The organism is Saccharothrix sp. NBAS 001, assembly GCF_056640475.1.
Map to the genome: position 1 here is coordinate 6,210,204 of NZ_CM153251.1, position 13,993 is coordinate 6,224,196.

Consider the following 13,993-nt stretch of genomic DNA (forward strand, 5'->3'; position numbering starts at 1 on the left):
GCCGCCACGGACCGCAGCCAGACCCAACTGTCGAGGTTACCAGTAGTCGCCGGCCACTACCCGTTTGGCGTGGTCAAGGGCACCCGCTCCAGCACCTCGTAGCCCACCGACGGGCGGCTGCGCACCAGTGCGACCTCCGTCACGGTCCACTCGCGACCGTCGAACGCGACGTGCGGCAGCCGATCCCCGCGCCGGCGCGCGCGGGCGACCGTCAGATGTGGACGCCAGTCGACCGGCGCACCGGCCGCCTCGGCGAGCGGGCGCAGCGGGCCGTGCACGCCCATCCACAGCACGCCCGGGAAGGTGCCGGCGGAGGTCAGCCGCAGGGTCGGCGCGGGCAGGCCGCGCACCGCGTCGAGCAGGCCGGCGGGATCCGCGTCGTCGCCGTGGAAGCGGAGCGTCACGTGCAGCCGGTCCGGGGCGCTCCACCTGAGGTCCGGGTGCGCGGCGCGGACGGCGCGCAGGGCGTGATCGAGTTCGGCGACCACGTCGGCGGGCGGGAACACGCCGGTGAACAGCCTCAGGAGTCGCGGCCCTTGCCCGCGCGGCGCAGCAGGTCGGCCAGCGCCGGGAAGTCGTCGCCGAGCATGTCGGCCGCCTGGGACAGTTCGCGGCGGTCGGCGATGCGGCGCAGGAACGGGAACACCGCGGCCTCGTCGTCGGTCCCGTTGACCGGCAGCGAGTCGCGGCTCACCGTGGGCTTGGAGTCGCGCACCTCGTCCAGCGCGCGTTGCAGCGCCTCGGGCGCGCCGGTCGCCACGTCCGGGGTGAGGACCTTGCGCTCCAGCATGATCATCCGGGCCAGCACGGACGGGTTGCCGATCTTCGCGCGCCGGCCGCTCATCACCTGGCTGAGCATCGGCGCGCTGATCCCGAGCACGTCCGCGAGCTGCGCCTGGGACACGTTGAAGGCCACCACCAGCCGGCGCACCCGGTCCCCCAGGGGCTCTCCGTACCACTCTCGCTGCAACGCGAGATTGCGCTGGACGATCTTGTGGTCCTCCACCTTCGCCTCTCCCCTGACCGGCTTGGACGTGACAGGCATCTTGCCAGGTAAGTGGCGGACGTATGTCCGGATCCACCCAGGTGGTTCAACGCGTCACGCAGCGGCCTCCGGGAGGATGTCGCGCGTTTCCGCGACGTCCTTGTGCATCTGGTCCAGCAACGCCTCGACGGTGTCGTAGCGCTCCATGGCGCGCAGGCGTTCCACGAAGTCCAGCGCCACCCGCTGGCCGTAGAAGTCCTCGTCCACGTCGAGCACGTGGGCCTCCACCCGGCGCTCGCGGCCGGAGAACGTCGGGTTCGTGCCGACCGAGACCGCGGCCCGCAACCGGCGTCCGCTCGAATGGATGAACCAGCAGGCGTACACGCCGTCGGCGGGCACCGCGGCGAAGCGCGTGGTGGACAGGTTCGCGGTGGGGAACCCGAGTTCCTTGCCGCGCCCGTCGCCGCGCACGACGATCCCTTCGAGCCGGTGCGGGCGGCCGAGCGCCTGGGCGGCGGCCTTCACGTCGCCGGCGTCGATGCACGCCCGGATGTAGGTCGACGAGTACGTGACCCCGTCGTCGGTCACCAGATCCGCCCCCTCGGTCCCGAACCCGAAGCGCTGCCCCAGCGCGCGCAGCAGGTCCACGTTGCCCACCGCCTTGCTGCCGAACGTGAAGTTCTGCCCCACCACGACCGACGCGACGTGCAGCCGGTCGACCAGGATCTCGTGCACGAACTCGGCCGCCGGCATCCGCGAGACCTCGACGGTGAACGGGACCACGCAGAACACGTCCACGCCGAGCCGCTCGACCAACTCGGCCCGCCGGCGCAGGCTGGTCAGCTGCGCGGGGTGGCTGCCGGGCCGCACCACCTCGGACGGGTGCGGGTCGAAGGTCATCAGGACCGACGGGACGCCCTTCTCCGCGGCCAGTTCGACGGCTCGTCCGACCAGCGCCTGGTGGCCCCGGTGCACCCCGTCGAACACGCCGATCGTCACCACGCACCGACCCCACCCGCCGGGCAGGTGGTCCAGCCCTCGCCACCGTTGCACGGGGAGCAGCCTACGGGTGCGGCCGGCGCGGGAGCCGGCCGGCGTCGGCGGTCGCGGCTTTCGCCGGGACGGCCGGCGGTCACCGCCCCCGGTCGTGGCGGATGTCGCGGCCGGCCTGGTGGATGGTGCTGCCCTCGTGGGCGGTCGCGGACTGGCTGATCGTCGAGCCGCCGCTCGCCGAGCCGGAGTTGAGCGTGACCGCGCCCAGCGTGCGGGCCTGCACGGCGCTGCCGTAGACGGTCCCGGTGATGGTGTTGCGCACGTCGCCGATGTCGGGCGCGGTATCGGCGCGCTGCGCGGCCACGCCGACGCCCACGCCCACCGCGGTGAGCAGGAGCACGGCGGCCCACGTCCACGGGTTGGCCCCCTGGTCGGTGGCCAGGTTGATCACGACGCCGGTCGCCGACGTGACCACGCCGCCGACGGTCGGCCACACCCATCTCGCCATGCGGGCCACGGTAGGCGCGGCAGCGGCGGTGTGGGTACCTCCGTCGGCGGCTCCTGTCCCGCGATCACCCGTTCGTGCGAACCTCGGCGATCCGGTCAGCCGGCCGGGGTCAGCACCACCAACGGCTTCGCGATCGAACCCTCGTCCTTGGCCAGGGCGACCACGTGGCCGTCCGGGCCGAACACGCCGTACGTGCCCTCGAACCCGCCCGCCGCCAGGCGCTGCCCGTGCGAGAGCGCGACCGCCTCGCGCGGCGCGATCTCCCGGCGCGGGAACGCCTTCGCCACGGCCTCGTCCAGGTCCAGCGACAGCCCCGGGGACTCCTCCAGCTGCGCGAGCGTGCGCGCGACCCGCAGGTCGAACGGGCCCACCCGGGTCCGGCGCAGGGCCGCCAGGTGGCCGCCCACGCCCAGGTCCGCGCCCAGGTCGCGGGCCAGCGCCCGGACGTAGGTGCCCGAGGAGCACTCGACCATCACGTCCAGCTCCGTCGCCGCGCCCTCGCGCCGCACGGACAGCACGTCGAACCGGTGCACGGTCACCGGCCGCGCCGGGATCTCCACCGACTCGCCGGCGCGCACCCGCGCGTACGCCCGCTTGCCGTCGATCTTCACCGCGCTGACCGCGCTGGGCACCTGCTGGATCGGACCGGTCAGCCTGGCCACGCCGGCCCGGATCGCGGACTCCTCGACCGCCGAGGCGTCCGAAGTGGACAGCACCTCGCCCTCGGCGTCGTCGGTCGTGGTGGCCGAGCCCAGCCGGATCGTGGAGAGGTAGGCCTTGCTGTCCAGCGCCAGGTGGCCCAGCAGCTTGGTGGCCCGCTCGACGCCCAGCACGAGGACACCGGTCGCCATCGGGTCGAGGGTGCCCGCGTGCCCGACCTTGCGGGTGCCGAGGATGCGGCGGACCTTGGCCACCACGTCGTGGGACGTCATGCCGTCCGGCTTGTCGACGACGACCAGACCTGGCTGCACAGCGGAAGATGATGCGGACACGACCGCACATCCTAAGCCTCGGCCAGAACGTCCCAACGCCGGCGACGCAACTGCACCGGCACCTGCTCCCCGCGCTCCTCCGCCGCGAACACCTCGGCCCGCGCCCGGCGCCACCACACGGCGGTCCGCCACACACCCAGCACGAGCACGGAAACCACGGTCAGGAAAGCGATCCGGTACGCCTGGGCGACCGGCAGACCCGCCACCAGGTCCAGCACCACGCCGACCGCGAACGCGGTGAACGTGATCGCGGCGAACCCGCCCACGTTGGCCACCCCCGTGGCCGTCGACACCCGGTGCAGCGGGTTGTAGTCGCGCACCAGGGCGAACGCCACGCCGGAGGTCGGACCGCCCACCGCGAGCACGCCGAACACGACCGCGAGCACGCCGGTCGGCAGCACGCCGCCGGGCCAGGCCAGCAGCACGGCCCACCCGACCAGCGCCGCGCCGAGGTACCAGCCGACGATCGGCATCCGCCACTCCGGCTTGCGCGCGATCACCGCGCCGATCAGCGGCCCGGCCACGATCCCCACCACGACCAGCACGCTGAGCACCGCCGACGCGTCGGGCCGGCTCAGGCCCTGCGCCTCCACCAGGTAGGGGAAGCCCCACAGCAGGCCGAGCATCGCGGGCGTGGACATCGAGGCGAAGTGCACCCAGAAACCCAGCCGCGTGCCGGGCACGGACCACGCCGCGACCACGCGCTTGGCCACCGTCCGCAGCGGCACCGGCTCGACCGGCGGCTGGACGACGCCGTGCGGCACCTCGCGGACCCGCCACGCGACGACGGCCGAGTAGGCGGCCGTGGCCAGGCCCGCGATCAGGAAGGTGGCCGTCCAGCCGGTGCTCGCCAGCAGCAGCGTCAGCGGGACGGTGGCGACCAGGTTGCCCGCGCCGCCGAGCGCGGCGGACAGCGACATCACGACGGTGAACCGGCGCGGCGGGAAGTGCGCGGCGGCCAGCCGCAGGACGCTGACCCACGTCATCGCGTCGCCGACGCCGAGCACGGCCCGCGCGCCGAGGCCGAGCGGGTAGGAGGAGGCCAGCGCGAACATCAACTGCCCGACGCCCATCAGCAGCGCGGCGGCGACCAGCACCCGGCGTGCGCCGAACCGGTCGACCAGCAGGCCGGTGGGGATCTGCATCAGGGCGTAGAGGCCGATCTGGAGCACGGTGAACGTGCTGAGCGCGGCGGGTCCGACGTGGAACCGGTCGGCGGCTTCGAGCCCGGCGACGCCGAGCGAGGTGCGGTGGAAGAGGGCGGCGACGTAGACGACGACGGCGGTTGACCAGATCAGCCACGCCTGTCTGGTGGCACGATCGACCGGCACGGCAAAGCTCCTCGTGTTCCTGCGGCGGCACTCCGTCTATCGGGAACACTTGCCCTCTGTTAACAATTCCTGGCAGTGCCCCTCACCACACCACCCCCACCCGCGCCCACCTGCCCGAACGCGCCCGCACGAGCAGCGTGACCAGGCGCAGCACCATGAACGCGGACAGCCCGGTCCAGATGCCGACCAGCCCCCACCCGTAGGCGTGGGACGCCCAGATCAGCGGCAGGAACCCGATGCCCGCCGACAGCAGCGTCGCGGTGCGCAGGAACCCGGCGTCGCCCGCGCCGAGCAGCACCCCGTCCAGCGCGAACACCACCCCGGCGATCGGTTGCAGCGCCACGAAGAACCACCACGCGTGCGGCACCTCGCCCAGCACCGCCGGGTCCGAGGTGAACAGCGGCGGGATCACCCCCGCCAGCGCGGCGAACAGCGCCCCCAGCACCACGCCGAACACCAGCCCGTACCCGGTGACCTGCCAGGCGAACCTCTTGGCCTGCTCGGGCCGGTGCGCGCCCAGCGCCTGCCCGACGATGGCCTGCGCCGCGATCGCCAGCGAGTCCAGCACGAGCGCCAGGAACGTCCACAGCTGCAACACGATCTGGTGCGCGCCGACCGCGCCCACCGACGTGCGCGCGGCGACCGACGCGGCCGAGAGGAAGCACGCCTGGAACGCCAGGCTGCGCACCACCAGGTCACGCCCGAGGGTCAGCTGCGCGCGCATCAACTTCGGCCGGGGCCGCAAGGGCACCCGCTCGACGACCAGCGCCCGGAAGAAGAACCCGGCCGACACGACCTGCGCGACCACGTTCGCGACCGCGCTGCCCTCCAGCCCCCACCCCGCGCCGTAGACCAGCACCGGGCACAGCACCGCCGACAGACCGTTGCCCACCAACACGTACCGCAGCGGCCGGACGGTGTCCTGCACGCCCCGCATCCACCCGTTGCCGGCCATCGTGACCAGCACGAACGGCGCGCCGAACAGGGCGATCCGCAGCCACCCCACGGCCTGCCCGGACACCTCGTCGCCGGCCAGCAGCGCGGCCGCGGGCCCCGCCACCAGCTGCCCCAGCCCGATCAGCAGCACGCCGACGACCAGCGCCAGCCACGTCGCCTGCACGCCCTCCTGGACCGCGTCCCCGCGCCGGTCCGCGCCGAACAGCCGGGACGCGCGCGCCGTCGTGCCGTAGGACAGGAACGTCAGCTGGGTCGCGACCTGGGTGAACAGCACGCCGCCGACCGCGAGCCCGGCCAGCGGCAACGCGCCCAGGTGGCCCACCACGGCCGTGTCCACCAGCACGTAGAGCGGCTCGGCCGCCAACACCCCGAGGGCAGGCGCGGCCAACCCGATCACCCGCCGCGCGGGCACCCGCTCCTCCACGACTCCCCCGACCCCTCCGGCGAACGGCCCTCGGCCGTTCGGCTCAACCCGGGGTCCACTCTCGCACGGGGCACCGACAATCCGGCGGCTCAAGGCCGGGACCTCACGGCGCGCGGTCGGTGGCCTCCGGCCCCCGATGCCATTGTCCCAGGCACCACCGACGATTCCCGGAGGGCGGGATCAGCCGGCGACGGTCTCCAGCGCCGCGCGCAGCCGGGCCAGCACGTCCGCCACGTCGCCCTCGGCGGTGAACCCGGCCGCCAGCCGGTGCCCGCCGCCGCCGAGCAGCTGGGCGACCTCGCGCACGTCCACGGCGCTCACCGCGCGCAGCGACACCGACCACGCCGACGGCCGCAGCTCCTTGAACACCGCCGCCACCTCCGCCTCGGCGGTCGTGCGCACCAGGTCGACCACGCTCTCGACCTCCTCCGGGCGCAACCCGGCGGCGTCGGCCAAGGTCACCGAGGTGTGGACGAACCCGCGCCCGCCGGCCGCGCCCGGTTCCAGCTCGGCGCGCGCCAGCACCTTCGCCAACATCCCGAGATACCCGAACGGGTGAGAGTCCATCAGCGGCCGGGCGACCGCCTCGGCGTCCACCCCGGCCTCCAGCAACCGGGCCGCCACCTGGTGGGTGGCCGCGCTCGCGTGCCGGAACGACCGGGTGTCGGTCACCAGGCCCGCGTAGACGCAGCGGGCCACCGGTTCGTCCAGCTCGACGCCCAGCACGTCCAGCAGCCGCAGCACGACCAGCGCGGTCGCCTCGGCGGCGGGGTCGATCACGTTCACGGTCCCGAAGCCGGGGTTGGACACGTGGTGGTCCAGCACGACCACCGCGCCGGCCGTCGACACCCGGTCGGCCAGCGGGCCCAGCCGCCCCACCGACCCGGCGTCCAGCGCCACCAGCACCTCGGGCGCGGCGGGCACCGCCGACGCGGGCACCAGCAGGCCGGCCACGTCCAGGTCCCGCAACGTCTCCGGCACCGCCTCCGGCGCGCCGAACGACACCCGCACCACCTTGCCGAGCCGGTGCAGCACCAGGCCCAGCGCCAACGCGCTGCCCAGCGCGTCCGCGTCCGGGTTCACGTGGGCCAGCAAGGTCACGTCGGACGCGGCGCGCAGGACGTCGGCGGCGGACTCCAGCGGGACGCTCAGGTCGAGGTACACGGTGAGAACGCTAGTCGGATTCCTCGGTTTCACGCGGCGGCTTGTACGGGTCCGGCTCGCCCGCGGGTTCGGCACCGTGCGCGATCCGCGCCACCTCGGCGTCCGCCTCGCGGGCGCGGGCCAGCAGTTCGTCCATCCGGCGCGCCTCGTCCGGCACGGTGTCGGTGACGAACGCCAGGGTCGGCGTGAACCGGACCCCGGTCTGCTGCCCCACCATCGTGCGCAGCACGCCCTTGGCCTTCTCCAGCGCCGCGGCGGCACCCGCGAAGTCCGGTTCGACGTCCAGCTTCTCGCCGAGCACGGTGTAGTAGACCGTCGCGTCGTGCAGGTCGCCGGTGACCCGCGTGTCGGTGATCGTCACCCGCGCCAACCGCGGGTCCTTCACCTCGTGTTCCAGCGCGGAGGCCACGATCTGCGAGATCCGCTTGGCCAGCTTGCGCGCCCGAGCCTGGTCGGCCACGGCGCTCCCTCCTCCATGTGCACAGCCGCCGCGAACGGCGGCTCAGTCGTCCTCCGGCCCCACCAGTCGGTGGCGGGCGGAGAGCAGTTCCAGTTCGGGACGTCCGGCCACCAGCCGCTCGCACGCGGCCAGCACGTCCCTGACATGCTCGGCGTCGGCGGCCACCGCCGCCACTCCGATCAGCGCGCGGCGGTGCAGGTCCAGGTGCCCGGCCTCGGCCACCGACACCTCGAACCTGCGCCGCAGTTCGGCCACGACCGGCTTCACCACGGACCGCTTCTGCTTCAGCGAGTGGACGTCACCCAGCAGCACGTCCAACTCCAGGGCACCCACGTACAAAGGTCATCACCACGGGGGTAAGAGGGGGCCGCCGCCGAAGCGACGGCCCCCGGTGTCCGAAGACGATCAGGCGCGCGGCTTCTCGCGCATCTCGAACGTCTCGATGACGTCGCCGACCTTCAGGTCGCCGTAGTTGCCGAGCGTCAGACCGCACTCGAAGCCCTCGCGGACCTCGGTCGCGTCGTCCTTGAACCGCCGCAGCGAGCTGATCGGCAGGTTCTCCTGGACCACGTTGTTGTCGCGCAGCAGCCGGGCCCGCGCGTTGCGGCGGATCTCGCCCGACAGGACCATGCAACCCGCGATCGTGCCGACCTTGGAGGACTTGAAGACCTCGCGGACCTCCGCGCGGCCCAGCTGGACCTCTTCGTACTCCGGCTTGAGCATGCCCTTGAGGGCCTGCTCGATCTCGTCGATCGCCTGGTAGATGACCGTGTAGTAGCGGACGTCCACGCCCTCGCGGTTCGCGAGTTCGGTCGCCTTGCCCTCGGCCCGGACGTTGAAGCCCAGGACGATCGCGCTACCGGCGACGGCCAGGTTGATGTCGCCCTCGGTGATCGAGCCGACGCCCCGGTGGATGACCCGCAGCTCGACGTCGTCGCCGACCTCGATCTTCATCAGCGCGTCTTCCAGTGCCTCGACGGTACCGGAGTTGTCGCCCTTGATGATCAAGGTGAGCTGGCTGGTCTCCTTCAGCGCGGCGTCCAGGTCCTCCAGGCTGACCCGCTTGCGGCGCGCCGCGTTCAGCGCGTTGCGGGTGCGGGCCTGGCGGCGCTCGGCGATCTGCCGGGCCACCCGGTCCTCGTCCACGACGAGGAACGAGTCGCCCGCGCCGGGCACCGAGGTCAGACCGATGACCTGCACCGGGCGCGACGGGGTCGCCTCGGTGACGTCGTCGCCGTGCTCGTCCACCATGCGGCGGACGCGGCCGTACGCGTCGCCGGCGACGATCGAGTCGCCGACCCGCAGCGTGCCGCGCTGCACCAGCACCGTGGCCACCGGGCCGCGACCGCGGTCCAGGTGCGCTTCGATCGCGACGCCCTGGGCCTCCATGGCCGGGTTGGCCCGCAGGTCCAGCGAGGCGTCGGCGGTCAGCAGGATCGCCTCCAGCAGGCCGTCGATGTTGATGCCCTGCTTCGCCGAGATGTCCACGAACATCGTGTCGCCGCCGTACTCCTCGGCGACCAGCCCGTACTCGGTGAGCTGCTGGCGGATCTTGGCGGGGTTGGCCCCCTCCTTGTCGATCTTGTTGACCGCGACCACGATCGGCGCGTTGGCCGCCTGGGCGTGGTTGATCGCCTCCACCGTCTGCGGCATCACGCCGTCGTCGGCCGCCACCACGATGACCGCGATGTCGGTCGAGTTCGCGCCACGGGCACGCATGGCGGTGAACGCCTCGTGGCCCGGGGTGTCGATGAAGGTGATCAGGCGCTCGTTGCCCTCCAGCTCGGTCCGCACCTGGTAGGCGCCGATGTGCTGGGTGATGCCGCCCGCTTCGCCCTCGGCGACCTTCGCCTTGCGGATCGTGTCCAACAGGCGCGTCTTACCGTGGTCGACGTGACCCATGACGGTCACGACCGGCGGCCGGATCTGGAGATCCGTCTCGTCGCCCGCGTCCTCGCCGTAGGTGATGTCGAAGGTCTCCAGCAGCTCGCGGTCCTCCTCCTCGGGGGACACGACCTGCACGACGTAGTTCATCTCGGAGCCGAGCAGCTCCAGGATCTCGTCGGACACCGACTGCGTCGCGGTGACCATCTCGCCGAGGTGGAACAGCACCTGCACCAGCGAAGCCGGGTTGGCGTTGATCTTGTCGGCGAAGTCGGTCAGCGAGGCGCCGCGCGGCAGCCGGATGGTCTCGCCGCTGCCCTTGGGCAGGCGGACGCCACCGACCGACGGGGCCTGCATGTTGTCCATGTACTCCTGGCGCTTCTGGCGCTTGGACTTGCGTCCACGACGCGCCGGACCACCAGGACGGCCGAACGCGCCGGCCGCGCCACCGCGACCGCCGGGGCCACCGCCACCGGGACGACCGCCGCCACCGCGGAAGCCACCGCCACCGGCCGGGGCACCGCCGCCGCCACCGGGGCGGAAACCGCCACCGCCACCACCGCCGCCGCCACCACCGGGACCGCCGCGGAAGCCACCGCCACCGCCACCGCCGCCACCACCGGGACCGCCGCGGAAGCCACCGCCGCCGCCACCGCCACCGGGACGACCGCCGCCGCCACCAGGACCGCGACCGCCACCGCCGGGACCGCCGCCGGGACGGCCACCGCCGCCACCGCCGCCACCGGGCCGGGGACCGGCCGGACGGCCGGGCATCATGCCCGGGTTGGGCCGAGGCGGCATGTTGCCGGGGTTGGGACGCGGGCCGCCGGAACCGGCGGAACCACCGGGACGCGGACCGGCCGGACGCGGGTCGCCGGGCTTGGGCGAGCCACCGCGGTCGCCGCCGCGCTCGGGACGGTCACCGCCGCCGGGAGCCTGCGGACGAGGGGCCTGCGGACGAGGCGCGGGAGCGCCGCCACCGACACCGAACGGGTTGTTGCCCGGACGCGGCGGACGCGCGCCGGCGGGCTTGGGGGCCTGCGGACGGGGCGGCACCACCGACGGGCTGTGCTGCGCCGCGGCGGGCTGCTGCTGGGGCGCGCGCGGCCCGGGACGAGGCCCGGACGGCCGACCGCCCTGCTGGCCACCCTGCCCCTGGCCGCCTTGACCCTGACCGCCCTGCCCCTGGCCACCCTGCCCCTGACCCTGCGGGGCCGGAGCCGACGCCGGGGAGGAGGCCGGAGCGGACGAGGCCGCCGCCGGAGCGGGAGCTGCCGGAGCGGCGGGTGCGGAAGCCGCGGGGGCGACCGGAGCCGGGGCCTTCGGCGCGGGTGCCGGTGCGGCGGGCTTCGGCGCGACCGGCTTGGGGCCGGGCACCGGACGCGGGCCGGGCTTGCCCACCGGGGCGGCCGGACGGGCGTCGGACTTCGCGTCGCCGGCCGGAGCGGGCGAGGCGGGCTTGGGGGGCGCCGGACGGGCGCCGGACGACTTGGACTTGGCGTCGGACTTCGACGCGTAGGCGTCACGGAGCCGCCGGGCAACGGGTGCCTCGACGGTGCTGGACGCGGACTTCACGTACTCGCCCTGGTCGGCGAGCTTCGTCAACAGTTCCTTACTCGTGACACCGAGCTCTTTCGCGAGCTCGTGCACGCGGGCCTTGCCTGCCACTGCACTCCTCTGGTGATGAGGCCGGCGGCAGTCCCGTCGACCTCGTCTTAACGTCGCGCGTTCATGTCTTCAGCTTCACGGCTGACTCATGACGGGTCGACCTGCTTCCTTGCTTCCTGCGGGTCGTGAGGCGATCCCACGACCTGTTTCCCCTGCTGTCCGAGGTGTCCGCGGACCCGTTCCACGTCGAGCGCCCCCTGGACCCGGAAGGCCCTGGGGAACGCCCTTCGCTTCTCGGCGTCGCGGAGGCAACCTTCGTCGGGGTGCAGCCAAGCACCCCGACCGGGCAGCCTTCGGCGAGTGTCCGGGACCACGGCCCCGTCCACGACCACCACGCGCAGCAACTCGGAGGGCAACGTCCGAGCGCGGCATCCGATGCACGTGCGTACCGGGCCGTTGTGCGTGAAAACCGATCCCCGACGTCGAACCACTGGGAAGTCTATCCCCTGCCGCTCAATCAGCCGAACCGGATGTCGCCGCGCCTGCGGGCGCGGACCCCCCGGCGTCGGCGTCGCTGCGGATGTCGATGCGCCAGCCGGTCAGCCGCGCGGCCAGCCGGGCGTTCTGGCCCTCCTTGCCGATGGCGAGGGAGAGCTGGAAGTCCGGCACCACGACGCGCGCCGTCTTGGCCCGCTCGTCGAGCACCCGCACGGAGACAACCTTGGCCGGTGACAAGGCATTCCCGACGAACGTGGCCGGGTCGTCCGAGTGGTCGATGATGTCGATCTTCTCGCCGGCCAGCTCGCTCATGACGTTGCGCACACGTGCGCCCATGGGCCCGATGCAGGCACCCTTGGCGTTCACCCCGGACACCGTCGACCGGACCGCGATCTTGGAACGGTGACCTGCCTCACGTGCCACGGCGGGGATCTCCACCGTGCCGTCGGCGATCTCCGGGACCTCCAGCGCGAACAACTTGCGCACGAGGTTCGGGTGGGTGCGCGACAAGGTGATCTGCGGACCGCGCGAGCCGCGCGACACACCGACGACGTAGCACTTGATCCGCGAACCGTGCTCGTACGACTCGCCCGGCACCTGCTCGGCCGGCGGGAGGACGCCCTCGGTGTCGCCGATCTGGACGACGACCATGCCCCGGGCGTTGGCGCGGGCGTCCCGCTGCACCACGCCGCCGATGATCTCGCCCTCCTTGGCGGAGAACTCGCCGAACGTGCGCTCGTGCTCGGCGTCGCGCAGGCGCTGGAGGATGACCTGGCGCGCGGTGGTCGCGGCGATGCGGCCGAACCCCTCCGGCGTGTCGTCCCACTCCTCGGTGACGGCGCCGTCGGGCCCCAGCTCCTGGGCCAGCACCCGGACCACGCCGGTCTTGCGGTCGATCTCGACGCGCGAGTGCGGGTGGTGGCCGTCGGTGTGCTTGTAGGCGGTGAGCAGTGCGGTCTCGATGGCTTCCAGAACGGTGTCGAAGGGGATGTCCTTGTCCCGTTCGATCGCCCGCAGTGCGGCGATGTCGACGTTCACTCCGACTCCTCCTTCGTACTAGAACCCTCCAGGAGCGCCAACTCCTCGACGGGCGGCTGCTTGAACTCGATCTCGACCACGGCCCGCTCGATCGAGCGGTACTCCACGCGCGTGAGCACGCCCTGGACCAACAGCGTGACGCCGTCGTCGTCGGCGGCCCCGACCCGGCCGAACCACTCGACCTTGTCGGGCTGCTTGACCTTCACCAGCCGCAGCCGGGCGCGCCGCCAGTGGCGGGGCCGGGTGAGCGGCCGGTCGGCGCCGGGCGAGGTGACTTCAAGCGTGTACGGGCCTGCGATCAGGTGCTCGTTCGCGTCGAGCGCGGCGGACACGACACGACTGGCCTGGGCGACCTCGTCGAGCCCGATCCCGTCGTCGCCGTCCACGACCACCTTCACCAGCCTGCGACGCCCAGCCTGGTTCACGTCGAGCGTTTCGAGGTCGAAGCCGATGGCCTCCACCGCTTCCCGCACGACGGGTGCTAGCTGCGCGGCGAGTTCTCCGCGCGGCGGGCTGGACACGTGGTGACTCCTTTCAGGTGCAGAAGGGCACGGCAACCCCGGCCGACGCTGCACTCGCCGGCCGTTGGTCGCCCAGACTATCTCCTCCCGGAGACCCCGCACGCGACAAGCCGATCACCGGCGCTCTGGCAGGATCGGATTCCGTGATCGGAAGAACGGCGCTCAGCAGGCGCGCACTCCTGGTGGCGGCCACCACCGCGCCCCTCGCAGTAGCGTGCACCACACCCCCGCCCGCACCGCCCCCACCCGACCCGCTGGCGGACCTGGTGCGGGCGGCGAGAGCCGACGCCGCGCTGGCCACCGCCCTGGGCGCGGCGGAGACGGCGGCCGCGAGAACCCAGCACGCGGACAAGCTCCAGGCCGAGGTGGACCGGGCAACCCCGAAGGTCCCCGGCACGTCCACCACGCAGCCGACGAGCACGTCGACCCCACCGACACCCCCGGCGAACCCGACGAGAGAGGCCCTGGTCACCAGTTTGCAGACGGCGCAGAAGCAAGCGGCGGAACTGGCCGTGACGGTCCCGACCCACCGGGCGGGCCTGCTGGCGTCCGTGTCGGCGGGCTGCGCGGGCCTGCTGGAGGCGCTGGCGTGAACCAGAGCAACACCGGCGTGGACGCCCTCCAGGAAGC

15 protein-coding genes are annotated in these 13,993 nt (G+C 73.2%); 1 reads left to right on the forward strand and 14 read right to left on the reverse strand.

From position 1 onward, the window contains the following. Positions 1 to 56 precede the first annotated feature (56 nt). The 14 genes from AC0HI0_RS26450 to rimP form a co-directional block, all read right to left on the reverse strand. On the reverse strand, positions 57 to 506 hold the full coding sequence (locus tag AC0HI0_RS26450; protein WP_480926203.1) for a 2'-5' RNA ligase family protein: 450 nt from the start codon (positions 504 to 506) through the stop codon (positions 57 to 59). A 14-nt stretch (positions 507 to 520) separates the two neighbouring features. Further along, positions 521 to 1,006, reverse strand: a complete 486-nt coding sequence (locus AC0HI0_RS26455) for a helix-turn-helix domain-containing protein (RefSeq protein ID WP_480934395.1) — start codon at positions 1,004 to 1,006, stop codon at positions 521 to 523. Between the two features lie 93 nt (positions 1,007 to 1,099). Continuing rightward, positions 1,100 to 2,038: a bifunctional riboflavin kinase/FAD synthetase gene (locus AC0HI0_RS26460; protein ID WP_480926204.1), complete on the reverse strand. Its 939-nt coding sequence runs from the start codon at positions 2,036 to 2,038 to the stop codon at positions 1,100 to 1,102. A 79-nt stretch (positions 2,039 to 2,117) separates the two neighbouring features. Next, positions 2,118 to 2,486: a hypothetical protein gene (locus tag AC0HI0_RS26465; protein WP_480926205.1), complete on the reverse strand. Its 369-nt coding sequence runs from the start codon at positions 2,484 to 2,486 to the stop codon at positions 2,118 to 2,120. A 95-nt stretch (positions 2,487 to 2,581) separates the two neighbouring features. Next, positions 2,582 to 3,478, reverse strand: coding sequence for a tRNA pseudouridine(55) synthase TruB (truB, locus tag AC0HI0_RS26470; RefSeq protein WP_480926206.1), 897 nt, complete (start codon positions 3,476 to 3,478; stop codon positions 2,582 to 2,584). A gap of 11 nt (positions 3,479 to 3,489) precedes the next feature. Then, the gene (locus AC0HI0_RS26475) at positions 3,490 to 4,809 is read right to left on the reverse strand and encodes an MFS transporter (RefSeq protein WP_480926207.1); all 1,320 of its coding nucleotides are present in this window, start codon (positions 4,807 to 4,809) and stop codon (positions 3,490 to 3,492) included. A gap of 82 nt (positions 4,810 to 4,891) precedes the next feature. Beyond that, positions 4,892 to 6,190 carry an MATE family efflux transporter gene (locus AC0HI0_RS26480; protein ID WP_480926208.1) on the reverse strand — a complete coding sequence of 433 codons (1,299 nt, stop codon included), beginning with the start codon at positions 6,188 to 6,190 and terminating at the stop codon, positions 4,892 to 4,894. 180 nt (positions 6,191 to 6,370) lie between these two features. Continuing rightward, positions 6,371 to 7,354 carry a DHH family phosphoesterase gene (locus AC0HI0_RS26485; RefSeq protein ID WP_480926209.1) on the reverse strand — a complete coding sequence of 328 codons (984 nt, stop codon included), beginning with the start codon at positions 7,352 to 7,354 and terminating at the stop codon, positions 6,371 to 6,373. Positions 7,355 to 7,364: 10 nt separating this feature from the next. Next, positions 7,365 to 7,814, reverse strand: coding sequence for a 30S ribosome-binding factor RbfA (gene rbfA, locus AC0HI0_RS26490; protein ID WP_480926210.1), 450 nt, complete (start codon positions 7,812 to 7,814; stop codon positions 7,365 to 7,367). Positions 7,815 to 7,856: 42 nt separating this feature from the next. Next, a complete protein-coding gene (locus tag AC0HI0_RS26495) occupies positions 7,857 to 8,153 on the reverse strand; it encodes a DUF503 domain-containing protein (protein WP_041315031.1) in 297 nt (98 codons plus the stop codon). A 66-nt stretch (positions 8,154 to 8,219) separates the two neighbouring features. Next, positions 8,220 to 11,366: a translation initiation factor IF-2 gene (infB, locus tag AC0HI0_RS26500; protein ID WP_480926211.1), complete on the reverse strand. Its 3,147-nt coding sequence runs from the start codon at positions 11,364 to 11,366 to the stop codon at positions 8,220 to 8,222. A gap of 86 nt (positions 11,367 to 11,452) precedes the next feature. After that, complete coding sequence (locus tag AC0HI0_RS26505) at positions 11,453 to 11,797, reverse strand: YlxR family protein (RefSeq protein WP_480926212.1); 345 nt, start codon at positions 11,795 to 11,797, stop codon at positions 11,453 to 11,455. Between the two features lie 22 nt (positions 11,798 to 11,819). Continuing rightward, a complete protein-coding gene (nusA, locus tag AC0HI0_RS26510; protein ID WP_480926213.1) occupies positions 11,820 to 12,842 on the reverse strand; it encodes a transcription termination factor NusA in 1,023 nt (340 codons plus the stop codon). After that, positions 12,839 to 13,363, reverse strand: a complete 525-nt coding sequence (rimP, locus tag AC0HI0_RS26515) for a ribosome maturation factor RimP (RefSeq protein WP_480926214.1) — start codon at positions 13,361 to 13,363, stop codon at positions 12,839 to 12,841. The genes nusA and rimP overlap by 4 nt, the downstream gene beginning before the upstream one ends. A 143-nt stretch (positions 13,364 to 13,506) precedes the next feature. On the opposite strand from rimP, the gene AC0HI0_RS26520 reads away from it, so the two are divergent. Beyond that, the gene (locus AC0HI0_RS26520) at positions 13,507 to 13,956 is read left to right on the forward strand and encodes a hypothetical protein (RefSeq protein ID WP_480926215.1); all 450 of its coding nucleotides are present in this window, start codon (positions 13,507 to 13,509) and stop codon (positions 13,954 to 13,956) included. Positions 13,957 to 13,993 lie beyond the last annotated feature (37 nt).